Source organism: Pseudoalteromonas phenolica, from assembly GCF_005876835.1.
GTDB lineage: Bacteria > Pseudomonadota > Gammaproteobacteria > Enterobacterales > Alteromonadaceae > Pseudoalteromonas > Pseudoalteromonas phenolica_B.
Genome location: NZ_PPSW01000034.1, coordinates 18249 through 39919 on the forward strand (window position 1 = coordinate 18249; position 21671 = coordinate 39919).

Annotated in this window: 19 protein-coding genes and 4 tRNA genes; 8 read left to right on the plus strand and 15 right to left on the minus strand. The window is 41.4% G+C overall.

Annotation, left to right across the window (positions count from 1 at the left end; all coding sequences use genetic code 11):
- Position 1: 1 nt before the first annotated feature.
- From rsxB to C1E24_RS18470, 7 genes are all read right to left on the minus strand, one after another.
- Positions 2-556, minus strand: a complete 555-nt coding sequence (gene rsxB / locus C1E24_RS18440; protein WP_058030772.1) for an electron transport complex subunit RsxB — start codon at positions 554-556, stop codon at positions 2-4.
- Positions 557-558: 2 nt separating this feature from the next.
- Positions 559-1140: an electron transport complex subunit RsxA gene (gene rsxA, locus C1E24_RS18445; protein ID WP_058030771.1), complete on the minus strand. Its 582-nt coding sequence runs from the start codon at positions 1138-1140 to the stop codon at positions 559-561.
- Between the two features lie 194 nt (positions 1141-1334).
- Positions 1335-3278: an EAL domain-containing protein gene (locus C1E24_RS18450; protein ID WP_138484023.1), complete on the minus strand. Its 1944-nt coding sequence runs from the start codon at positions 3276-3278 to the stop codon at positions 1335-1337.
- A 269-nt stretch (positions 3279-3547) separates the two neighbouring features.
- Positions 3548-3624: transfer RNA gene (locus C1E24_RS18455), tRNA-Asn, on the minus strand.
- A 23-nt stretch (positions 3625-3647) separates the two neighbouring features.
- Positions 3648-3724 (minus strand) — tRNA-Asn (locus C1E24_RS18460).
- A gap of 16 nt (positions 3725-3740) precedes the next feature.
- Positions 3741-3817: transfer RNA gene (locus C1E24_RS18465), tRNA-Asn, on the minus strand.
- A 20-nt stretch (positions 3818-3837) separates the two neighbouring features.
- Positions 3838-3914: transfer RNA gene (locus tag C1E24_RS18470), tRNA-Asn, on the minus strand.
- Positions 3915-4947: 1033 nt separating this feature from the next.
- Here C1E24_RS18470 and C1E24_RS18475 point away from each other — a divergent pair.
- From C1E24_RS18475 to C1E24_RS18485, 3 genes are all read left to right on the plus strand, one after another.
- Entirely contained in the window at positions 4948-6330 is a 1383-nt protein-coding gene (locus C1E24_RS18475; protein ID WP_138484025.1) for an MATE family efflux transporter, read from the plus strand.
- Complete coding sequence (gene uvrB / locus C1E24_RS18480; protein ID WP_138484027.1) at positions 6323-8329, plus strand: excinuclease ABC subunit UvrB; 2007 nt, start codon at positions 6323-6325, stop codon at positions 8327-8329. The genes C1E24_RS18475 and uvrB overlap by 8 nt, the downstream gene beginning before the upstream one ends.
- 249 nt (positions 8330-8578) lie before the next feature.
- Complete coding sequence (locus C1E24_RS18485) at positions 8579-8950, plus strand: DUF2237 family protein (RefSeq protein ID WP_138484029.1); 372 nt, start codon at positions 8579-8581, stop codon at positions 8948-8950.
- A gap of 73 nt (positions 8951-9023) precedes the next feature.
- Here C1E24_RS18485 and C1E24_RS18490 read toward each other — a convergent pair whose 3' ends face one another.
- Positions 9024-9620, minus strand: coding sequence for a porin family protein (locus C1E24_RS18490; RefSeq protein ID WP_138484031.1), 597 nt, complete (start codon positions 9618-9620; stop codon positions 9024-9026).
- A 365-nt stretch (positions 9621-9985) separates the two neighbouring features.
- On the minus strand, positions 9986-10834 hold the full coding sequence (locus C1E24_RS18495; protein WP_138484033.1) for a LysR substrate-binding domain-containing protein: 849 nt from the start codon (positions 10832-10834) through the stop codon (positions 9986-9988).
- A 118-nt stretch (positions 10835-10952) separates the two neighbouring features.
- On the opposite strand from C1E24_RS18495, the gene C1E24_RS18500 reads away from it, so the two are divergent.
- Positions 10953-11600, plus strand: a complete 648-nt coding sequence (locus C1E24_RS18500; protein WP_138484035.1) for a glutathione S-transferase family protein — start codon at positions 10953-10955, stop codon at positions 11598-11600.
- A 300-nt stretch (positions 11601-11900) separates the two neighbouring features.
- On the opposite strand, the gene C1E24_RS18505 is transcribed toward C1E24_RS18500, so the two are convergent.
- The 5 genes from C1E24_RS18505 to C1E24_RS18525 are packed head-to-tail and all read right to left on the minus strand — an operon-like array spanning position 11901 to position 16727.
- A complete protein-coding gene (locus C1E24_RS18505; protein WP_138484036.1) occupies positions 11901-12332 on the minus strand; it encodes a pyridoxamine 5'-phosphate oxidase family protein in 432 nt (143 codons plus the stop codon).
- A gap of 14 nt (positions 12333-12346) precedes the next feature.
- Complete coding sequence (locus C1E24_RS18510) at positions 12347-13516, minus strand: sensor histidine kinase (protein ID WP_171040934.1); 1170 nt, start codon at positions 13514-13516, stop codon at positions 12347-12349.
- Between the two features lie 37 nt (positions 13517-13553).
- Entirely contained in the window at positions 13554-14252 is a 699-nt protein-coding gene (locus C1E24_RS18515) for a response regulator transcription factor (RefSeq protein WP_431188338.1), read from the minus strand.
- Positions 14231-15679, minus strand: a complete 1449-nt coding sequence (locus tag C1E24_RS18520) for an ArnT family glycosyltransferase (protein ID WP_138484040.1) — start codon at positions 15677-15679, stop codon at positions 14231-14233. The genes C1E24_RS18515 and C1E24_RS18520 overlap by 22 nt, the downstream gene beginning before the upstream one ends.
- Positions 15669-16727, minus strand: a complete 1059-nt coding sequence (locus C1E24_RS18525) for a glycosyltransferase family 2 protein (protein WP_138484042.1) — start codon at positions 16725-16727, stop codon at positions 15669-15671. Before C1E24_RS18525 ends, C1E24_RS18520 begins: the two co-directional genes overlap by 11 nt.
- A 135-nt stretch (positions 16728-16862) precedes the next feature.
- Here C1E24_RS18525 and C1E24_RS18530 point away from each other — a divergent pair, with 135 nt between their 5' ends.
- On the plus strand, positions 16863-17249 hold the full coding sequence (locus tag C1E24_RS18530; protein ID WP_138484044.1) for a GtrA family protein: 387 nt from the start codon (positions 16863-16865) through the stop codon (positions 17247-17249).
- Positions 17250-17272: 23 nt separating this feature from the next.
- Here C1E24_RS18530 and C1E24_RS18535 read toward each other — a convergent pair whose 3' ends face one another.
- Complete coding sequence (locus C1E24_RS18535; RefSeq protein WP_138484123.1) at positions 17273-19474, minus strand: S9 family peptidase; 2202 nt, start codon at positions 19472-19474, stop codon at positions 17273-17275.
- 129 nt (positions 19475-19603) lie between these two features.
- Here C1E24_RS18535 and C1E24_RS18540 point away from each other — a divergent pair, with 129 nt between their 5' ends.
- The 3 genes from C1E24_RS18540 (at position 19604) to C1E24_RS18550 (ending at position 21658) form a co-directional block, all read left to right on the plus strand.
- Positions 19604-19993: an HIT domain-containing protein gene (locus tag C1E24_RS18540; protein ID WP_138484046.1), complete on the plus strand. Its 390-nt coding sequence runs from the start codon at positions 19604-19606 to the stop codon at positions 19991-19993.
- Positions 19994-20023: 30 nt separating this feature from the next.
- On the plus strand, positions 20024-20434 hold the full coding sequence (locus C1E24_RS18545) for a hypothetical protein (RefSeq protein WP_138484048.1): 411 nt from the start codon (positions 20024-20026) through the stop codon (positions 20432-20434).
- 384 nt (positions 20435-20818) lie between these two features.
- On the plus strand, positions 20819-21658 hold the full coding sequence (locus C1E24_RS18550; RefSeq protein WP_138484050.1) for an HDOD domain-containing protein: 840 nt from the start codon (positions 20819-20821) through the stop codon (positions 21656-21658).
- Positions 21659-21671: the final 13 nt, after the last annotated feature.

Below are 21671 nucleotides of genomic sequence, written 5' to 3' on the forward strand. Positions count from 1 at the left end.
TCTAATCAATCTGAGTGACGTTAATGGCGTTTAACTGCCATTTCCATGTTTGCTTAGTTTCAGCAACAGGGATCATATCAATACAATCAACCGGGCAAGGCTCAACACATAAGTCACAACCGGTACATTCATCTTTTAATACGGTATGCATTTGTCTAGTTGCACCAACAATGGCGTCAACCGGGCAAGCTTGAATGCATTTAGTACAGCCGATACATTCGTCTTCACGAATATATGCCACAGTTTTAACTGGCTCAGCTTCTTCACCGCCAGCCAAAGGTTTAGGCTCAACGCCCATCAAATCAGCTAATTTTTTAATTGTGGCATCACCACCCGGTGGGCATTTATTAATTTCGTCGCCATTAGCAATGGCTTCGGCGTAAGGGCGACAACCCGGGTAACCACATTGGCCACATTGTGTTTGCGGTAAAATGGCATCGACTTGGTCGACAACAGGGCTACTTTCAACGCGATATTTTACCGCGGCATAACCTAAAATAAGGCCAAAAATCAGCGCCAGTGAACCTAGCGCAATGAGTGCATAAAACAAGGTCATGGTTAAAACTTCACTAATCCAGAAAAGCCCATAAAGGCAAGAGACATTAAGCCAGCGGTGATCATGGCGATTGACGCACCTTTGAACGGTGTTGGTACATCTGCAACTGCAAGACGTTCACGCAGTGCGGCAAATAAGACCAGCACCATAGAAAAACCAACTGCAGCACCAAAACCAAATACGGCTGAGCTCATAAAGGTATGCTCATTTTTAATGTTTAGCAGGGCAACACCTAATACCGCACAGTTAGTTGTGATAAGCGGTAAGAAAATACCCAGTAAACGGTATAGGGTAGGGCTGGTTTTCTTCACCACCATTTCGGTAAATTGCACCACCACAGCAATAACGAGTATGAAGCTCATGGTGCGTAAGAACTCTAATTCGAGAGGTTGCAATATATACTCGTTAACAAGGTAACTCGTTACTGAGGCTAGCGTGAGTACAAAAGTAGTGGCCATTGACATACCAACGGCAGTGTCTAACTTACCTGATACGCCCATGAAAGGGCATAAGCCTAAGAATTGTACTAACACGAAATTGTTTACTAATACTGTGCCGATCAGCAACAGAATATATTCAGTCATTATAGCCCCTAACGTTGACGCCTTTTTATTGAGTGCCTAGCGATTGTTAATTTTACCAAGTTTGGCGCTGAATATCACAACAAAAACGGCAGAATTGTTTTGATAAAAGGGTATTTTTGTAAAGATTTACGGATATACGCAGCGAAATAAAAAAAGGCCCTGAAAGGGCCTGTTTTTAGTAAGGTTTAATAACCTTATATTTCTTTGGGTTTCTCTATGTAGTAACCCTGAACACCGTCGAGGCAGAGTGTTTCGACGACGTGCTTTTCTTCTTGGTTTTCGACCCCTTCAGCAAACACACTCACACCAATACGGTGAGCAAGGTCGACCATCAGACGCATAAAGTATTGGTTATTTTTATCTTCCTCAAGACCACGGGTATAACTTGCATCCATCTTGATAAAGTCAGGTTTTAAATCTCTGAAGAACTTAAATGAGGTTAAACCAACACCAAAACGTTCTACTGTGATACGAGCACCAACGCGGTGAACCATATCGATAAAGCGTTTACTGGCTTTTATATTTTGCTGTAAACCAAACTCGCTCACTTCAAAAATCAGTTTCGAAGCAATATTGGCATCTTTTAACAGACGACGCTCTAACCAGATCACAAATTGATCTGAGTGGGCGCTTGACGCGGTTACATTGATACCAAAGAACTTTTCAGTGAAGTTACGGGTTTTTATGAGCTCAAGCGACGTATCTATGATCAATTTATCGATTTCGATGGCCATCTCAAGTTTTTCTGCCATCGCCAAGAAAGACGCCGTTGGCAGCATTTGGTTATCTTCAGTTTTAAAGCGCGCTTGAATTTCGGCATAGGCTTTAACATTTTTACCAATCGGCATAATGTTTTGCATCATTAAGCTGACGCGTTTTGCTTCGATCACATCATGGATAACTTTACGCCAGTTTTGGTTACCAAAACCTGCACCAACATTATTAATAAGATCAGATTCACGCTGAATGTGCCACGCATTCGCTTGCTTGCTCTGGGCCATGCTCATGGCATTGTCGACCACAGATAATATCTCACCCAATGGTTTGCCAGTTTCGTATGGAACAATACCTGTGTTAGCCACTGAGCTGAGCTCTTGGTTTTGTTGATATTGAGTGAATCTAGCTTGTAATGTATCACCGAAATGTTCGGCTTCTTTTGCCGGAATGTTTGGCAAGATAACCGCAAAGTCAGAGCTGTTTAACCTGAAGGTTTGTCCGCCTGTGTAAGTACCACAAACATGGGTAATAATCTCTGATACTGATTTAATATACTCGTCGCCTTTTTGGTAACCACGAGTTTGGTTGATCACTTGTAGTTCACTACAACGGATCATGGCAAGGGTACCAAATGATTTTTTGCTGCTTGATTCAATATGCTGCTCGTAATACTCCACGAACATGTTGCGGTTACCCAGACCGGTTACCACATCCTTATAAGCTTCTTGCTTTATGCTTTGTGCGGCACTTTGAATATCTTCTTGTTTACTCTTTAAGAAATGCGCTAAACGATTAAAAGATGGCGCAAGCTCAGCACCTAGTGCTTGTACTTTACCTGCATTAAAGTCATTTTCTATGCTGTCCGTCACTTGGTTTTGAGTAATGTACATATCTACCGCATCAGCCACAGTCATACTGACATTGCGATTTAAGCGTTTATAAATTGCTTTCATATAGAAGACAGGAATAAATGCGAGTAGGGCGGTGATAAGAAACATCATGATGACAGCTTGCTGTAAAAGTTGCGCCTGACTTTGTGCATTAATAATGAATTCAATTTTAATGTCTTTGGTCACATTCACAGCAAATTGCGGGCGAATAGCATTAATATTTGATTCGATAATTTCAGCGATAAAAGGTAATGGACTATGGGTATTAACGTTTAAAACTGTGTCACCATTAAAATCTCTAACAATGAAGGTTGAAAATACATTACCATTCGCCAGAGCCTGACGAATATGCTGAGGGGTGACCTCTGCCATGGTTTTTTCTTTTATATACTGAGTCACCATTACTTGTGCACTTTGCTGTGCTTTTGAAACTGCTGAATCAAAGCTGGTCGCAAAGAAAAATACTCCAACAAGTGAAAACAGAAGCCAAGAGATCAACTGCACAAATATAAGTTTTTTAAAGCCTGCCATTATTGTGTCTTTCAGTTCTTTTTAGTTTTATTCCAAACTACAAATAATCTAGTCGCGATTAAGCTAGCCTAAATTTTTTGAGCACATACTTATAGCCAAGATAATAAGGTTATTTATCGTCAGGCTAATATAAAAATTGAGGAACAATTATCGCAAAGTAAGCAAAATTTCTAATTATTTAATTAAGCCGAGTCAGCGATTTTAAAGGAAAAAATTAACTGTAGTAGGGTAGTGCAATGTGTGAGAAAAGTCTATGAGAATCTGAATATTGGCTCCCCCTCCCCGACTCGAACGGGGGACCTGCGGATTAACAGTCCGTCGCTCTAACCAACTGAGCTAAGGGGGAACAATATAGAAGGATAGTAGTGTTGGCTCCCCCTCCCCGACTCGAACGGGGGACCTGCGGATTAACAGTCCGTCGCTCTAACCAACTGAGCTAAGGGGGAATTACACTATAACGATTGGCTCCCCCTCCCCGACTCGAACGGGGGACCTGCGGATTAACAGTCCGTCGCTCTAACCAACTGAGCTAAGGGGGAATCGTTATTATCAAGAAACTTGGCTCCCCCTCCCCGACTCGAACGGGGGACCTGCGGATTAACAGTCCGTCGCTCTAACCAACTGAGCTAAGGGGGAAGCGTGTCTCTCAACGGGGCGAAATATTAATGACCCCTTGCCAAGGTGTCAACAAATAAAATGACAGAAATTTAAAAAATCCGTTTATCCGCTGATTTTATATCCGATTTGTTGGTTTTTTAACGCAAATTTACTCTGTGGAAGTAAAGCAAATCCAAAAAGGGACTTTGCGGTGCTTAAACATAAAATTAAAAATGTTTATTTTGCGCAGTATGAGTCATATTTTACTCAAAAGCCTTAAATATAACTTTTTAAAGAGATCTGATGTTTTCTTCTTTATGCAAGATCATGATCAATAGATTGCGAAGACTATTGTTTGTTTCATTTATTCGTGCGGTGCAGAAAATAGTCACTGAGAGAGGTTTTGAAGCATAGAATTTTTTACTGATTACTATTTGGCCTTTTAAAATAAGGGGTTATAAAAGCTAAATGAATATTTTTAGATAGCTAATTCGCCTGTTGATAACTTTAAAGTTATCAACATCAGTGACTAAAGATCTTTTACTGTCACATAAAGGAAACAAAGATCCTTTTCCATAGATGTATTTCTGATCTTTTGATCGCGCTATAAGTCTTTATTTTATTAGCTTTATGACACTTACCCACAGAATCTGTGGATAACATTGTTTATTAATCTTTAAAAAGTATTGCAAAGCCATATATGTCGGGCTTTGAGAGCTTTGCAATACTTTTTACTAAATTTTTTTAATCCAATAAAAACAAGGGGTTGTTGTTTTTTGTTCTGGTTTGGGTGGTTTTTGCTCATTGCAGTATTTTTTATAGTCAAATAAGCGTCATACTTGTGCAAAAAAATCTCAGTGGCTACTAAAGCGACAGGTTAGTAAGTGCTTATTGAAGGTGTTTTTGTGCTTTTTTAGTGCATTGATTGGCTTAAACGACTCAAAAGCGAAGATCTCAGAGTCGGATTAATATTTATTGTTGATAAATGATCACGATCCTCTGGGTTTAGTTTTCATGATGATCTAGAATGCTCAATCCACTGGTCGGGCTTATCTTAAGGTTTCTATTTAATATGGCATCAGCGCAGCAGTCTCAGGTCTCTAACGACATCCTTGAAGGGGACATCCCGTCCACACTCAAACGTATGACCATTCCCATGATATTTGGCATGATCACGCTGATGATGTTCAATTTAGTCGATACCTTCTTTATTAGTATGTTAGGGACCGAAGAGCTTGCAGCTGTTAGTTTCACTTTCCCTGTTACTTTTACAGTAATAAGCCTTGCAATAGGTTTAGGTATAGGTACGTCAGCGGTGATTGCCAAAGCGCTGGGTGCGAATAAAGTTGAAGAGGCAAAGTTTGATGCCACCATTGCACTTTTATTATCAGCAGTGATGGTGTTCTTGTTGTCTTTATTTGGCTTTTTAATGATAGAGCCGATTTTTAAACTACTTGGTGCTCACGCTGAAGTAATGCCACATATATATGACTATATGTCTATTTGGTTCTTGGGTAGCGTATTCTTAATCACACCTATGATTGGTAATTCAGTACTACGTGCCAGTGGTGATACTAAAACGCCAAGTATTATTATGGGTGCTGCGGGTTTGATAAATGCGATCCTTGACCCTCTTCTTATTTTTGGCATTGGCCCATTCCCTGAACTAGGTGTTCAAGGTGCTGCGATTGCCAGCGTTATCGCTTGGTCTGTGGCTGTAGGTATTATCTTTTATTTACTTGCTGTGAAAAAGCGCCTGCTCAGTGTAAGCCCTGGAGAGCAGGGCGTTATGCAGGCTGTGAAGAAAATCTTAAAAATCGGTTTTCCTGCTGCAGGCGCGAATATGCTGACACCTATCGCCATGGCTGTTATGACAGCGATTGTCGCAACTTATGGGCCTGAAGCGGTTGCAGCTTTTGGTGTAGGTAGCCGCATTGAATCTATCGCGAGTTTAGTAGTGCTTGCATTGTCGATGACATTACCGCCTTTTGTCAGTCAAAATTATGGGGCGCAAAATTACCAGCGTGTGACAGAAGCCTATAAAACTACATTAAAGTTCGTAATGGTTTGGCAGTTTGCTATTTATATCGTGTTACTCCTTTGCTCGGGCTTAATTAGTCAAACTTTTGGTGCTGAAAAAGAAGTTCAACGCATCATTGAACTGTTTATATATATCATGCCATTGAGCTACGGTTTTCAAGGGGTGATCATCTTAAGTAATTCGTCATTTAATGCGCTTCACAAACCAATGAATGCCTTGTTACTGAGCGTGATCAGATTGTTTGTTTTTTTCGTACCATTCGCTTATTTAGGATCGCATTTAGCAGGTCTGAAAGGGTTATTTATTGGTGCCGCAATCGGTAATTTGGTCACAGCCATTGTCGCCTACAATTGGTTCTGCGCGAGTTTAAACCGTATGCAATCTGTGCCTGAGCAGGAATTAAAACATGACTGATGTATTTAAACTTCACTCTGAATTTTCACCAAATGGGGATCAGCCAACGGCCATCGCGCAATTATGCGATGGTTTAGAAGCGGGCCTTGCACACCAAACTTTATTGGGGGCAACGGGTACGGGTAAAACCTTTACCATGGCGAATATAATCAGCAACCTGAATCGCCCGACAATTATACTCGCTCACAATAAAACCTTGGCGGCACAGCTATATGGAGAGATGAAAGAGTTCTTTCCTGAAAATGCAGTAGAGTACTTTGTTTCATACTATGACTACTATCAGCCAGAAGCTTATGTGGTGGCAAGTGATACCTTTATAGAAAAAGATGCATCGATAAATGAACACATCGAGCAAATGCGTTTATCTGCAACCAAAGCGTTATTAGAAAGGCGCGATACCATTATTGTGGCGTCTGTGTCGGCGATTTATGGTCTGGGCGATCCTGATTCTTATATGCAGATGATGTTACTGCTGAAAGTAGGGGACACAGTTGACCAACGCGACATCTTGCGAAAGTTAGCTGAACTGCAATATACTCGAAACGACATAGATTTTAGCCGGGGTACTTATCGTGTTCGTGGTGAAGTCATCGATATTTTTCCTGCTGAATCTGTTGATATCGGTGTTCGCGTTGAAATGTTCGATGATGAAATCGAGCGTTTGAGCTTATTTGATCCACTTACTGGTGCCATTGAAAAACACATCGTTCGTGCAACTATCTATCCAAAAACCCACTATGTTACTCCCCGTGAGAAAATCTTAGATGCCATTGAAAAAATAAAAGATGAGCTAAGAGATAGAAGAAAGTGTCTGCTCGATGATAATCGCTTAGTCGAAGAACAACGTGTTGCTCAGCGTACACAATACGATATTGAAATGATGACCGAGCTTGGTTATTGCTCTGGCATCGAAAACTATAGCCGCTATCTTTCTGGCCGTGCGCCAGGCGAGCCACCTCCAACGTTACTCGATTATTTGCCTGATGATGCGTTAATGATCATCGATGAGTCTCATGTGACCGTCTCTCAAGTGGGCGCCATGTATAAAGGAGATAGAAGCCGTAAAGAAAACTTAGTTGAATACGGATTCCGTTTGCCATCGGCCATGGACAACCGACCGCTAAAATTCGATGAGTTTGAAGCGATTTCACCACAGACGATTTATGTATCAGCGACACCCGGTGATTACGAATTAGAGAAATCAAATGGCGACGTGGCTGAGCAGGTTATTCGTCCGACGGGCTTACTTGATCCTGAATTAGAAGTACGCCCAGTAGGTTCACAAGTGGACGACTTACTCTCTGAAATTTATAAACGTGTTGAGAAGAAAGAACGGGTCTTGGTAACTACATTAACCAAACGGATGTCGGAAGATTTAACCGACTATCTAAATGACCATGATGTGAAGGTGCGTTATTTACACTCGGACATTGATACCGTTGAGCGTATGGAAATCATCCGCGACTTACGTAAAGGCGTATTTGATGTGCTAGTGGGCATTAACTTACTTCGAGAAGGTCTTGATATGCCAGAAGTGTCTCTTGTCGCAATTCTTGATGCAGACAAAGAAGGCTTCTTACGCTCAGCGCGCTCATTAATACAAACAATTGGTCGAGCGGCACGTCACTTAAATGGTAAAGCAATTTTATATGGTGACGTGATCACCAAGTCGATGAAAAAGGCCATTGAAGAAACCGAGCGTCGTCGTTCAATACAAGAAGCTTATAATGAAAAGCATGGCATAGTGCCAACAGCACTGAATAAGAAAATCACAGATGTGATGGATGTTGGTGAAAGTGTCGATGAGTCATCAAGTTCACCTGTATCTGCAAAAGTCGCTGAGCCTAAAGCGGGTTATCTAGATCCGAAGCAAATTGCAGAACAGATCAGCGCACTGGAAACTCAAATGATGCATCATGCTAGAGAGCTAGAGTTTGAAAAAGCGGCCAAGTTACGTGATGAAATTCATCAATTACAGCAGCAATTGATCGATGCTTAGTAATTCTACGTTTTAACACTCTAAAGTAATAAACCTGAGCTCTGGATAATAAATCTATCTGCAGCGGCTACTTTCAACGATAACTACGTTGAATTTACTTGCAATAGGCCAGCTATTGACGCGTAAATTCGCCTTGTTACCGCTAAAAGTCTCCGGCTGCAGACTTGAAAATGCACGCATCATTTCAATATCAATATGTTAGTAAATCTCTTAACCAAAGCTCAGGTTAATCAAAAGAGTGAAAAGGTCATGACAGAGAAGAAAGCTCTGAATGTATTGGGCAGTGAATTACAGCTGTGTTGTAGTGATCCGTTAACCGGGTTTATGAGGGACGGGTTTTGCAACACAAATCATCTTGATATCGGTACTCATGTTGTGTGTGCTGTTGTAACAGAAGCATTTTTAACGTTTACACGCTCAAGAGGCAACGACCTAAGTACGCCGATACCTGAATATGGTTTTCCAGGGTTAAAACCCGGTGATGGCTGGTGCTTATGTGCATTACGCTGGAAAGAAGCATATGAAGCAGGCGTTGCGCCACCGGTAAAACTTCATGCAACCCATGAGAAAGTTCTGGACTACATACCGCTTGATGTCCTAAAAGCACATAGCTTGGATTAATAAATCACTTTATCTAAAAAAGGTTAACACCAGCGTTAACCTTTTTTATTTTTATTTGCGGTGATGAGCTGAATTAAAAACGATAGCTTAAACCTACACCCAGTGTATAGGTATCTAGGTCACCCATATCCATGTACTGATAAGATACATTGATGCCGAGGCCATTATTAAAGTCATACTCCCAGCCAAGTTCTGCAAACAAGCCTACGCCATCATCAGAATTTAGCACTTTGCTGTTTTGTTTAATGTCGTAGTCGTAAAAGTTCGCACCTAACTTAGCATATAGGCTATTGTTCTTTGTTAGGTAGTACTCACCCTTACCTGCAAACACTAAGTTACTGTACTCTAATTTATTTGCATCTAAATTAAACAGCGGCTTATCGTTATTTTTACAGGTGAATTTATTATCGTTCTCTTCAGTACATTCCCAGTCATCAGCTTCACTGCCGCCATTTAAACCGACTTCTAAAGCCAACATTGGTGAAAACTGGTAGTTATAGTAAAGATACGCTTGACCAACACCGTCACCGTCTTTGCTTGAGCCTTTGTATTCTGCACCACCACCAGAAAGTTGAATACCAACTTTGTGTTTTTCTTCAGAAGCCTGAGCTTGGCCCATTAAAGCCGTTGATGATAGTAAAGCCATTAATAATAGTGCGCGAGTTTTCATGATGAACATTCCTGTTTGGTTTTGATGTGCTCATAGTAGAGCGCAAGCTTGTTAGAGTCTGTTGGAGGAATGTCAGCGGTTGTAGGCGGAATGTATGAGAATGTGAAAAAGTGTCAGATAAGATGTATAGATATTTCTTTCCAATACTCTTAATTAAGCGGTCTATTTTGAGGCAAGAAAAACGAGTCGATAACGAGGCGGAAATTTTGCTATTTAGTTGTTCTCGGCAATTGCTCCTGCATTGCTCTACCTTCTGCATCCATGCAGTCGTAAATAAGAAATTTTCAAAGAAGTTAGCGTCAGTTTTAGTCCCTCAAAATGATTGAGTATTATTGAGGATTGGTATCATATGCTTATATTTATGGCTAGTTTACTGAAAAAGTTCTCATAGTCTGACTTAGCTGCTCATAAATCTCTTGGGAAATAGGGTTACGCAGACTTTGACTGCGGATCAAAGCTACATTAGCACCGGGCAAAGTGGGTAACTCAGCGTTACTTAACACGCTATAGTCTGCGGTAGATATATTTGCGATTGCACCGATGGCGACACCTTGTTTTACCAGACCCAGTAAAGCCGCAAGGCTGCTACAACTCGCGACTACTTGAAAAGGAATTTTTGCTTTCATGAGTCCTTCAATGGCACCTTGGTGAAAGCGACAATCTGGTTGAAATACTGCAATCGGCAAAGGTGATTTAAGGTGAGCCGTGTGCTCAGGGTTATACACCCACACCCCTTTGTCTTGGTATATGAGCTGACCTTCTTCGGAGTCGGGGGAGCGGGTAATAAGCCCAAGGTCTAAATCGCCCGCATCCAATAATTGTTTGATTTTAAAACTTGGCAAACAAGTTATTCTTAAGTCCAAATTATAGAATTGCGCATGCAAGAGCTTAATCAGCTCAGGTAAAAGGTTGTCGGCATAATCATCTGGGCAACCCAGTCTGAGCAGCGTATTGCTCGCGCTGTGACGCATCGTCTGCAAAGTTTCATCATGGAGCTGCAATAGCTGCTTAGCATAGTGACTAAACTGGCGACCATCTTGGCTTAGGGTTAATAATCGACCTTGTTTTTCAAATAGGCATTTACCGACATCTTCTTCCAGCTTTTTCATCTGCATACTCACGGCAGCTTGGGTCCGATGCACCTGTTTTGCAGCGCGAGTAAAACTGCCTGTTTCTATAAAAGCTAAAAAGCTGCGCAGCGCGTCAATATCCATTATGAGTACCTATTCGAGTTTCTTATAGGTTGTATAAGAATAATCAGTTAGTCAAGGTTTATAAAAATACTTACATTGACGTTTAAACAGAACAAAGCCGTTAACAAGGAAATCATTTATGCAGCTATATATCGCCAATAAAAATTACTCGACTTGGTCATTAAGAGCCTGGCTTATGCTAGAAAAGTCAGGTATTAATTTTGAAGAGACTAAGCTCAATTTAGAAACGCCTGAATTTTTTAGCACGCTTAAAAATATCACGCCTACAGCGAAAGTTCCGTGTTTGGTAGATGGCGATAGTCTTGTGTGGGAGTCTCTCGCAATTTGTGAGTATATAAGCGAAACTTATTTATCAGGGGAAGGTTGGCCGAGTGAAATTAGTCAGAGAGCAAAAGCGAGAGCGCTTGCATCTGAAATGCTTGCAGGGTTTAACGCTTTACGTAATGAAATGCCGATGAATATCCGTGCGAAGCGTAAACTTGTCTTAAGCGAACAAGCGCAGCGCGATATTCAACGTATTGAGCAAATATTCACGGAGCAATATGAGCAACATCGAGGCTGGTTATTTGGTGAGTGGTCTATCGTGGATGCCATGTATGCGCCAGTGGTACTACGTTTTAAGACTTATGGTATTGAGCTTAGTGAGTTTGCAACTGCCTATATGCAGCAAGTACTTGATTGCCCCGCTTTGCAAAAGTGGATCAAAGCAGCTCTTGAAGAAACTGAATGGGTGGAAATGGATGAAGCTGGAGAAGATATTACCTAACACTCATTATTCTCCATAAGCCCACTCATCTTTCTCTAACCAAAATATTTTACCAAAGCCTGCAATAAAGCGGGCTCTTACCATATTTATACCCAAACCACCTCAAGATACGAGGTTCAGCGAGAATTGATTGGCTGTCAGACAAGGCATCGATTTGAAGGTCTAGTGGTTCTAAATCGAAAATTGATAACGCAGTATGGAAGCCAATCAAACTCGCCCAAGGGAGCGTGCTTTCAGTCCTATTTCATCGTCAAAGAACTTGGAAAGGACTCGTCATTACACTGCGTCCTTTTCCTTGAACTAGAACAGAAGGCAGCGCTCTGAATCATGCATCTTGAGGAAGTTTGGGTATAATTCCCAAATATGAAAGTCGGTTAGATCTTTATATTGCTCGCTGCTTGGGAAGTGTTCTACAAATTGTGTGATTAAACTCTCACTGTCATCTCTATCAAATTTAGTGGCCTCAGCGACGAGAGTTAAGCGCGACATTTGTGGGTCATCACAGTCTTGTAGCTCAAATACCGTTAGAGATAATTTGTTGTCATGAGACAAGTTTTTAGCGTGCTGAGCTATATCGCTAATGAATAGATAGACTTGTCCCTTGGTATTAGCAAAAAACTGTACTGTTGAACCAAACGGGAAGCCTGGCAAAGTATTTGAATGAGTAGAGAGCACCGCAATCTTAGCGTTGGCGAGTAGCTGCTTAGCTTCTATCAGGGCTTGTTCGCGCATAGCGCTCTCCTTGTTTATACAAATATTACTTCGGCTCGACAACCTTGTTCAGGGTTACTTTGTAATGAGAATTGCCAATGGTATTTTGCACAAATATCTTCAACGATTTGTAAACCTACACCAAACCCTTCATAACCTCTGGGCTTTTCATCAAGTCCTATACCAGAATCTATCACGACGACACCTGATTGACTGACGAATAAATCAACTTCGCCATTAAAAGTGCAGTTTATGGCATTGTCTAATAGATTATACACAAGCGTCTGCAACAGGATTGCTTCACAGTTTATCTCAAAAGGTTCTTGAAGTTGCCAATGTAAAGTGACTTGATTCGCATGGCATTTACTTTGTAGGGGTGCAATAAGTGTTTCTACCCACATGTTATCGAGCGTAATTGGGGTAGGTGCGAGTTCTGACTCTCTGGCCAAACACAAAAAGGTGTGAATTAATTCATTCACGTTATCTAAGGCATTATTGATGCCTTTCAATTGTTTATTGTCGCCATGTCGCTTTTGTAACACAGACACATTCCCCTTAATGGCCATCATAGGTGTTCGCAATTCATGGCTGACATAGCGAGTAAAGGTTTGCTCTCGATGGAGCATTTGTTTCATCCGTTGGCGATAATGGTTCACAGCCGTCTCGATGTGGTAGATCTCCGCGCAACTTTTCTCATTGACAATGTCTGTATCTAAATCATCTTTGTTTTTATCGCTGATATGATGTACTAAATCCTGAAGCGGTTTTGCTAAACGGCCCGCTTGAACACGGATCAGATAAGTTGCTAGTAAAAAAAGTAAACCACCAGCACCGGCAAAAATAACCTCAACTTTTAATAGATCAGCATCACTCCACTCAATTGGGTTCACATCCTCAACGGCATAATAGGTGAATGTCTGACCATCTACAGCGGCTGCATATACACTAAATTCACTGTCATCATCAAACTGGAAAGTTTGCACACCCGTCCAACCCTCTGAGATAGCGGCTTGTATCTTTTGGGGTAAAGATGAGTAATCTTTGTAGAGTGTTAGGAGTGGGTTTATCTCTATCTCAGGTGTTTCGGTGGTTGCAAACTGTTTAAAATGATGGGGGGCAATAATACTGAGTCTCTGTTCACTACTTCTATTTTCGGTATACATAATGGCAGAGCTCAATACCAATGTATAAATTGAGATAAGCATAATTGCTCCGAGCCATGTAGCTCTAAAAAGCTGTTGTTTAAGCGTTTTCATCTGTGATCAACTTATAACCAAACTTAGGTACGGTTATTAACATGTCTTGCTCGAATGGTTTATCAAGTGCTTTACGCAATTGGTAAATATGTCTGCGTAATAGATCTTGGTCGGGCACGTCATCGGGCCAAAGTGCGTGTTCAATGGCCTCTCGAGTGACTGGGTTCGGGCTTTGTTTCGCTAGTGCTAGTAAAATTTTATAGCCACTGGGATTAAGTTTGATTGACTGACCGGCTCGGCTGACTGTTCGAGTATTTAAATCAATCATTAATGAACCCACATTTAATTGTGTTTTAAAACCAAGGCCTTGGGTGCGTCTGATAACCGCTTTGATCCTGGCTTCTAAGAGCATAAGGTCAAAGGGCTTAATGATGTAGTCATCCGCACCGCAATTTAAGCCACCTAGCATGTCTTGTTGGGTATCTCGGGCTGTAAGCATGATGATTGGGGTATTGTTTCCTTGTGCGCGTAAGCGTTTACAAATTTCGATGCCGTCGAGACCAGGCAGCATGATGTCTAAAATAATACAGTCATAGCGATTAGCACAGGCCAATTGCAGCCCCATAATGCCATTGGCTGCATAGTCTAATTCATAATGTTCTTCTTCAAAGTAGTCGAAGATGGTCTCAGCGACTTGCTGAGAATCTTCGACCAATAAAATGCTCAGCGACTTTTCTGTGTGCACGTCAGTAGAACCCCTTTGTGACTCGTGTTAATGGTTAAGCAGGTATGCGTGCTGGGTAAAGTGAGTGTCTTTTTTTGTGTATGTGTCAGCACCAAATAGCTTTTTTTCTGAGTATTAAGTATGTCTGATAGTTCAGCAACTTGCTCAATTAATTGTGCTTTGCCACAACTGTAGAAGCGTGCTGAAAATGGTCGTTTTTCTATATAAAAAACAGGCACCGAAGGGCAAGGCTTCGCAATCACTTCGAGTAGTTCGATTTCAGAGTACTTACTGTGCCAGCCTTTAATGACAGCTGTGATGATTAAACTATATAGTGCTAAACACACTAGACCTATAGTCAAAAACTGCTTATCAGCCGTTGTTTGTAATACGGGTCTATTTGAAACAGCTAGCTGTTTTTCATGTGAAAACACGATGGCCATCAATAGTGCAAATGCAGGTAAGCCTGGAAGCACGTAGGCAGATAAAATATTACTCGCCAGTGTAAACAACAGCATTGGTGCAATGGCCCAAGCAATCAGGTAGCGATTCAGCTCTATTTTGCATAAAGCTTTTAGTTGTTTCGGTGCGGTGAGTAATTTGAAGATTAAGATAAACGACCACGGACAAGCGACACCTAGCCAGAATAGCCAGATAGTGCCTTTAGTTTCTAGATGAGCACTGCCATATAAGTCACCTTGCCAACCTGGTTCTAAAAAGCGTTGAATATGCTCGCCAATAATGAAGTAATTTATAAAGCCCGGCGTCTTTTGCTCAGCAAGTAGATACCATGGCGCAAAAGTTACGATAAAGACGGTGAGCCCTAACACCCAAGGTAACGATTTGATGGCATTGAGTAGCTGGTTTTGCCAAATAGCCCAAACGAGAAGAGCAATCCCTATGATAACAACGGCAACAGGACCTTTTATAAGCATACCTAGTCCACATGCGAAGAAGAAAACAAGGCCTGCTAGGCGGCTTTTTTCTGTATAGCAGAGCCAAAAGCTGGTCATGGCTAAAGTACTTGCAAAAAGGAGTGCCGGATCGGTCATCACCATGCTGGTGGCGACAAAAAAGCCCAGACACGTTACCAAAATAAAACTGCTATATATGGCAATAGTCTGACCTAGAATACGTTGGGTAAATGCGAAAAGTAATGCAACTGTTGCCGCGCCCATTAACCAATGTGCAAAGCGCGCGCTCCATTCATTGATACCAAATATCTCAAAGCTGAGCGCTGTGATCCAAGTATGGGCAGGTGGCTTGCCCCAAAATGGCACATTGATATCAAACCAAGGAGTGATCCAATCTTGGCTTTGCACCATTAATCTGGCTATCTCTGCATATCTAGCCTCTGTAGTATCGTACAGCGGATAAATGCCTAATGTGAATAATCTAATTAATAGCAGTAGGGCAGTAATGACCAACAAGCAATGACTAAACCTCATGGCGATGCTCCGCAGTGTGACAAGGTTTATAGTGCTCTGCCATGACTAAATAGATAGGTCGCTGTTTTGCTTCGGTAAACAGCCTTGCAATGTATTCTCCTAGAATGCCAATCGCCAGCAATTGCACTCCACCTAAGGCGAGCATAGTAAGCATCATACTCGGGTAACCTTGAACGACTTCGCCAAATACCAGTGTCTTTATCACCACCCAAGCTGCGAAAATGAAGGCATATAAAGACACTAATGCCCCCATCCAAGTTGCAAAGCGCAGCGGTTTGACACTAAACGAGGTGATCCCTGACAGAGCAAGCTTGATAAGTTGAAAGTAGTTCCACTTGGTGGTACCAGCTGCGCGTTCTGGGCGTTCAAATTCTAAGGTTATTTGTTTAAAACCGGGCCAGCTCATTAAACCTTTCATGTAGCGATTTCGCTCTGGGAGCTGCTTAATAGCCTCAACGACATTACGAGATAATAATCTGAAATCTCCGACATCCTCAGCAACTGGGCTGTCAGACACCCAGTTTAGAATGCGATAAAAAGTATGGGCACTGGCCACTTTGAACCAAGACTCACCTTGACGACTAGCGCGTTTCATATTGACTACGTCGGCACCTTGTTGCCAAGCTTTAATCATTTCAGGGAGCAATTCAGGTGGGTCTTGTAAATCAGCATCAAGTAGTACTACCGCATCACCTGTTGCATGTTCAAGGCCTGCTGTAACGGCAGCTTCTTTGCCAAAATTTCGGCTCAGCTGTAAGCAGCGAACATCACAGAATTGATGGGTCAGGCTTTGTAGAATTTGCCAAGAGTCGTCATGACTGCCGTCATCGATATACACAAGCTCAAAACGACATTGTTTAATACTCGCGCTCACCGAGCATACTCTATGGTGAAATGCCTTAAGCACTTCTTGCTCGTTAAATACAGGCACAATGAGGCTGATAACAGGCTTTTTTTGCGACCCTTCTTTTTGCTGTTCAATGAATACTTCTTTTTGAGATTGTGTATCACTAGAAGGGCTCAGCTTAACCAATGAAAGTGGTGTCATTTTGACTACTCCGAGTTGTTCAATGCGCACAGTTTAAACAGGAGAATGTCGAAAAAATGTCGCTCAGTTGTAGACATTTTTTAGACCAGCCTTTTTGTAGTTTTTAACGGTGTTTGTCATTTTGGAGATAGATGTTTGGGTCAGCAGTTTATTAAATTTGCCATGGTGGGGGTCCTCGGTTTTGTCACCGATCTCTTGATTTTTTATCTTCTGGTTTTTATGAATATAGAGAGTTTGGTTGCACGGGTATGTGCTTTTTGGTGCGCCACAATAGTAACTTGGTTGGGCAATCGTCTTTTTACTTTTGCAGCTTATGATTCAGATTGGTTTAAACAACTTATTCGGCATCTATCGGTGAGTCATTTATTTGGTATGGTGAATATCAGTGTGTTTTATTGCCTTAGTTTGATTACGCCACTCTATTTGGCTTTTTTGGTGGGCACGGCAATAGCTATGCTTGGGAATTATACTTTTAGCAAGTTTTGGGTATTTTCTGAAAAAGATGAAAAAGCCGCAACCTGAAAGGTCACGGCTTAGCACTCATTTTACATGTTGAAGTGACGATTAAAGAAGTTTGTGATCGTCTGATGTAAGTGTGTTTGTACTTTTTTACCACGCAAGCTGTGCTTAGACCCTGGGTAAGTCATCATTTCAAATGGTTTAGCATCGTCTTGCAGTTGCTTAAATAGCTTAGTTGCATGTGTAAATAATACGTTGTCGTCGGCCATACCGTGATAGATCATCAGTGGACCTTTTAGGCCATCAGCATACGGGAATACCGCACTCATTTCGTAGCCTTTTGCATTGGTCGCAGGGTGACCTAAATAACGCTCAGTGTAGTGTGTGTCATACAGTGCCCAATCAGTTACTGGTGCACCAGAAACACCCGCTTGGAAGTAGTCGCCTGCTTTGAACATGGTCATAAGCGCCATGTAACCACCGTAACTGTGACCATAGATACCAATTCGGTTTGCATCGACATAATCTAGTGTGCGTAAGAACTCAACGCCACGGATCTGATCTTGTACTTCAACTTCGCCTAGATACTTGTAGATAGGATCTTCAAACTTTTTACCACGGTTGTACGAACCACGGTTATCTAATTGGAAGATCACATAACCTTGTTGCGCCATGTATTGGAAATATAAGTTTTTGCTACGCCAGCTATTAGTTACACGTTGTGCGTGTGGACCACCGTAAACGTTAACCATAACAGGGTGCTTTTTACCTTTTTCCATGTTCGCAGGTTTGAAGATACGGTAGTGCATTAGCTGACCGTCTTCTGCTTTTAGTGTGCCGTACTCTGGCTCAACTAAGTTGCTTAGGTAAGGTGTCAGTGGATGCTTTTCATCAAGTTTGTTTTCTTCTAACCAAGTGATGAAATCACCGTTCACTTTACGCAAAGCGACAGAGCTTGGTTTGTTTACTGATGAGCTCTTATCGATAAAGGTTTTAGCATCTTTTGCGACAACTACACGGTGGAAGCTACCAGGTTGAGTGATGCGGGTGATATGACCTTTTTTGAATAGCGGTACGCTGTAAAGGTGGCTTTCTAAAGGCGTATCTTTACGACCAGAGAAGTAAACAATGCCTTTTTTCTCATCGATAGCCTTGATGCTTTCAACAATCCAATCACCTTTTGTGATTTGGCGAATAAGTGTGCCATCTGTGCGGTATAAGTAAAGGTGCTTAAAGCCATCACGCTCTGAGGCCCAAACAAAATGCTTTTTGTCTTTTAGGAAGCGAAGGTCAAAGTGCAAGTTAATCCACGTATCGCTGGTTTCAGTCAGTGCCACTTTTTGTGTTTTACGTTTGCTGTCGTAAAAACGTAATTCAAGTTTCTGCTGAGAGCGATTCTGCCATTGGTAAGAGAGTGTTTTATTGTCTTTTAACCACTTAGCGCGGGCAATATAAATATCTTTGTCTTCGCCAAGGTCAATCCAATCTACTTTTTGGTCGTTTAGCTTTACCACACCCAGTTCAATTTCTACGTTTGGTGTGCCCGTGAACGGGTAACGTTGGTTGAATAGCTTTACTTCGTCAGCGTAGATTTCATTACGAATGGCTTCTTGTACTGGGCTTTCGTCGATACGGGTGAAAGCAATCTTGCTCTCATCACCAGACCACCAGTAACCCGTCATACGGCTCATTTCTTCTTGCGCTACGAACTCAGCCATACCATTTTTAATGGTGCCGCCACCGTCTTTGCTTAATTGAATTTCTTTACCTGAACTCAACTCTAAGGCATATAGGTTTTGCTCACGAATGAAGGAAACAAAATTGCCTTTTGGCGAGAAACGTGCATCGGTCTCAAACGCTTCAGTATTAGTTAGCTTACGGCTTTTGCCAGATGCGATTTGGTAGTAGTACAAGTCGCCATTAAGTGGGAAAAGTAATGCTTTACCATCTGCTGACCATTTGTATTCTAAAATACCACGACCAAAAATACGCTGACGTTCACGACGCGCTTTTTCTTCGTCAGACAAGGTTTCAGGACCAGAGAAAAGTGCTTGAGAGTCAACTAATAGGCGATTTGTGTTGTCTTTTAAGTTGTATTCCCATAAATCATAACGGTTGTAGTCATCCACCTTACCTTGTAGGTAAGTAACACGACTGCCGTCAGGAGAAAACTTAAGTTGCACAGGGGCTTTACCAGCCAATCCTGGATCATCAAAAATACGCTCAAGGGTTAATGGTTGAGCAACGGCTGTGGTTGCAGCGGCCATTAACGGTAAGCTTAGCGCCATTGATTTGAATGTAATGCGCACAAAATCACCTTGTTAGTTATTAAAAGTAGAGCGATGGTAACGGCAAGCATGGGCATTGGCAATGTATTAGGATAAAGTGAGCTACATAATTGAAAGAGGATTTTTATTATGGCATTTGAATTAGCGCCTGAATTACAACGAGATTGCATTGAACTGGCTGATTGGTCACTGTGTAAAGTACTCTTGATGAACGACAGTCAGTACCCTTGGTTTATTCTTGTTCCCCGTGTTGAAGATTGTAGTGAAATCATTGAGTTAGATGAAGCACTACAAGCTCAGTTTTGGCAAGAGTCGGCACAGCTAAGCCGCACATTACGAGCGGTATTTAGCCCAGATAAGCTCAATGTTGCAGCGCTAGGTAATATGGTCCCTCAACTTCACGTTCATCATATCGCTCGCTTTACCAATGATGTTGCTTGGCCAAAACCAGTTTGGGGGCTTCATCCAGCTAAGCCTTATACCGACGAGCAAATTGCTGAACTGAAGAAGGTGTTCTAACTTCTAATAAAAGCTATAAGAAGTAAAAGTATGAGTCGTGAATATAAGTATCAAAATGAAACCGGGACTAAAATCGGCAAGTGGTATTTAAATCGACTCGACTATTTTGAGTTTTATGGTTTCCCAGGTTTGTGGAAAATAAAAGCGAAGTGCTTAGTCTACTTAGGCTTGTCAATTTGGCTAATTAAGCTCTTGCCGATTTTCTTTGCGCCAATATTGGTTTGGGTGGCGTATGTATCAGTCCGTACTTTTGTTATCTTGATTGAGAAAAAGTGTTGTTATCGTGGTTATTTTCTTTTTCCTAAAAAGATAATCGATTTTTTTAGAGAATACCGAAAAAATGTAGATGTCACTGACTTTGATAGTTTGGCGACAGTTGAAAAGGCAGGGCAAGGGTCAAAAATAGCAAAGCAATCTCTGACTCAGAAATTTAAAGGTTAGATAATTTAAGCGTGGTAGCAGTCAGCCAGTAACGTTCTGCAAGACGTTTTATCTAGTTTGCTATGTTAAAGAGTGACATGTGTGTTGCATCCAAGCTAAGTTAGTAACTACTTTCATATAATTATCAACCGCTCTGAGGCGAGTACATAAATTTAAGCTAACTTTAACTAGTTTGATGATTATTCTCAGTTTCTTGATGTGTGAAATTTTTTGTTGCTGACAGATAAAAGTTGCTAAAGGCTCCTTTATGTGACTATATTTTCCTTAAAGCATAACAATTTATTGATATAGATTTGTAACCTTATACCCAGCTAAGTAAATAATAAGGGTATAAAAAGACAATACGTTTGCGCGTATCATACGTTACTCGAGGGACTCTAGCTTATGTCTACAGAAAATGCATTATTGACGATCCTGATAGATAGGATTAATAACGACACTTTGGTGTTACCAACCTTACCTGAAATTGCAGTGAAAGTTAGACAAGCTGCGGATGACCCAGAAGTAAATCTGATGCAAATGGCTGATGTGATTTCACAAGATCCTGCACTCGCGGCACGCATGATAAAGGTGGCAAACAGTGCGTTTATGGGGCGCTCTGTAAAAGTAAATACATTAAATCAGGCTGTGACACGAATAGGGCTTAGACAAATTAAAAATATAGCAACTGCTATGGCGATGGAGCAGCTGTTTGTTTCTAATAACAAGTTAATTAAAACCTATATGGACAAAGCCTGGCAGAAAACATTAAAGGTAGCCTGCCAAGCAATTACCTGTATGGACTTTTACCTTCGTGTTAACAAACACACATCACTGAACAAAGATACGATTACGCTTGCGTCACTTGTGTTCAACATTGGTGTGTTACCCATATTAACCGAAGCTGAGCGCCATCCTGAAGTATTTGCAAATCCGAGCTTCTTAGCACATGCCATTCAAAAGCTGGCCGGTAAAATTGGAGGCTCTATCATGCGTGAATGGGGTTTCACCGATGAGTTTGTTGAAGTCGCTGAAAGCTGGTCTAACCCGAATTATAAGCCTGAGCATGTCTGTTATGTCGACTTTATTCGTGTTGGCGCTATTGCTGAAGGTATCTTGCAGGTGTCAGACAAGGCTGCGTCTTTAAAAATGTACGAAGACAAAAGTGTCATTCGCTCTTTAGAAATGTTCACCAGTGATGAATACCTATCAACACTTGAAGATGTGAAGAGTATGTTCGCTTAATAACAAAATACAT

Coding starts and splice junctions, on each gene's coding strand:
- rsxA (WP_058030771.1), bottom strand. CDS start 1,140: ATGACTGAATATATTCTGTTGCTGATCGGCACAGTATTAGTAAACAAT.
- C1E24_RS18500 (WP_138484035.1), top strand. CDS start 10,953: ATGCAGCTATATATCGCCAATAAAAATTACTCGACTTGGTCATTAAGA.
- C1E24_RS18495 (WP_138484033.1), bottom strand. CDS start 10,834: ATGGATATTGACGCGCTGCGCAGCTTTTTAGCTTTTATAGAAACAGGC.
- C1E24_RS18520 (WP_138484040.1), bottom strand. CDS start 15,679: ATGAGGTTTAGTCATTGCTTGTTGGTCATTACTGCCCTACTGCTATTA.
- C1E24_RS18540 (WP_138484046.1), top strand. CDS start 19,604: ATGGCATTTGAATTAGCGCCTGAATTACAACGAGATTGCATTGAACTG.
- uvrB (WP_138484027.1), top strand. CDS start 6,323: ATGACTGATGTATTTAAACTTCACTCTGAATTTTCACCAAATGGGGAT.
- C1E24_RS18505 (WP_138484036.1), bottom strand. CDS start 12,332: ATGCGCGAACAAGCCCTGATAGAAGCTAAGCAGCTACTCGCCAACGCT.
- rsxB (WP_058030772.1), bottom strand. CDS start 556: ATGACCTTGTTTTATGCACTCATTGCGCTAGGTTCACTGGCGCTGATT.
- C1E24_RS18490 (WP_138484031.1), bottom strand. CDS start 9,620: ATGAAAACTCGCGCACTATTATTAATGGCTTTACTATCATCAACGGCT.
- C1E24_RS18475 (WP_138484025.1), top strand. CDS start 4,948: ATGGCATCAGCGCAGCAGTCTCAGGTCTCTAACGACATCCTTGAAGGG.
- C1E24_RS18535 (WP_138484123.1), bottom strand. CDS start 19,474: ATGGCGCTAAGCTTACCGTTAATGGCCGCTGCAACCACAGCCGTTGCT.
- C1E24_RS18550 (WP_138484050.1), top strand. CDS start 20,819: ATGTCTACAGAAAATGCATTATTGACGATCCTGATAGATAGGATTAAT.
- C1E24_RS18545 (WP_138484048.1), top strand. CDS start 20,024: ATGAGTCGTGAATATAAGTATCAAAATGAAACCGGGACTAAAATCGGC.
- C1E24_RS18450 (WP_138484023.1), bottom strand. CDS start 3,278: ATGGCAGGCTTTAAAAAACTTATATTTGTGCAGTTGATCTCTTGGCTT.
- C1E24_RS18485 (WP_138484029.1), top strand. CDS start 8,579: ATGACAGAGAAGAAAGCTCTGAATGTATTGGGCAGTGAATTACAGCTG.
- C1E24_RS18510 (WP_171040934.1), bottom strand. CDS start 13,516: ATGCTTATCTCAATTTATACATTGGTATTGAGCTCTGCCATTATGTAT.
- C1E24_RS18525 (WP_138484042.1), bottom strand. CDS start 16,727: ATGACACCACTTTCATTGGTTAAGCTGAGCCCTTCTAGTGATACACAA.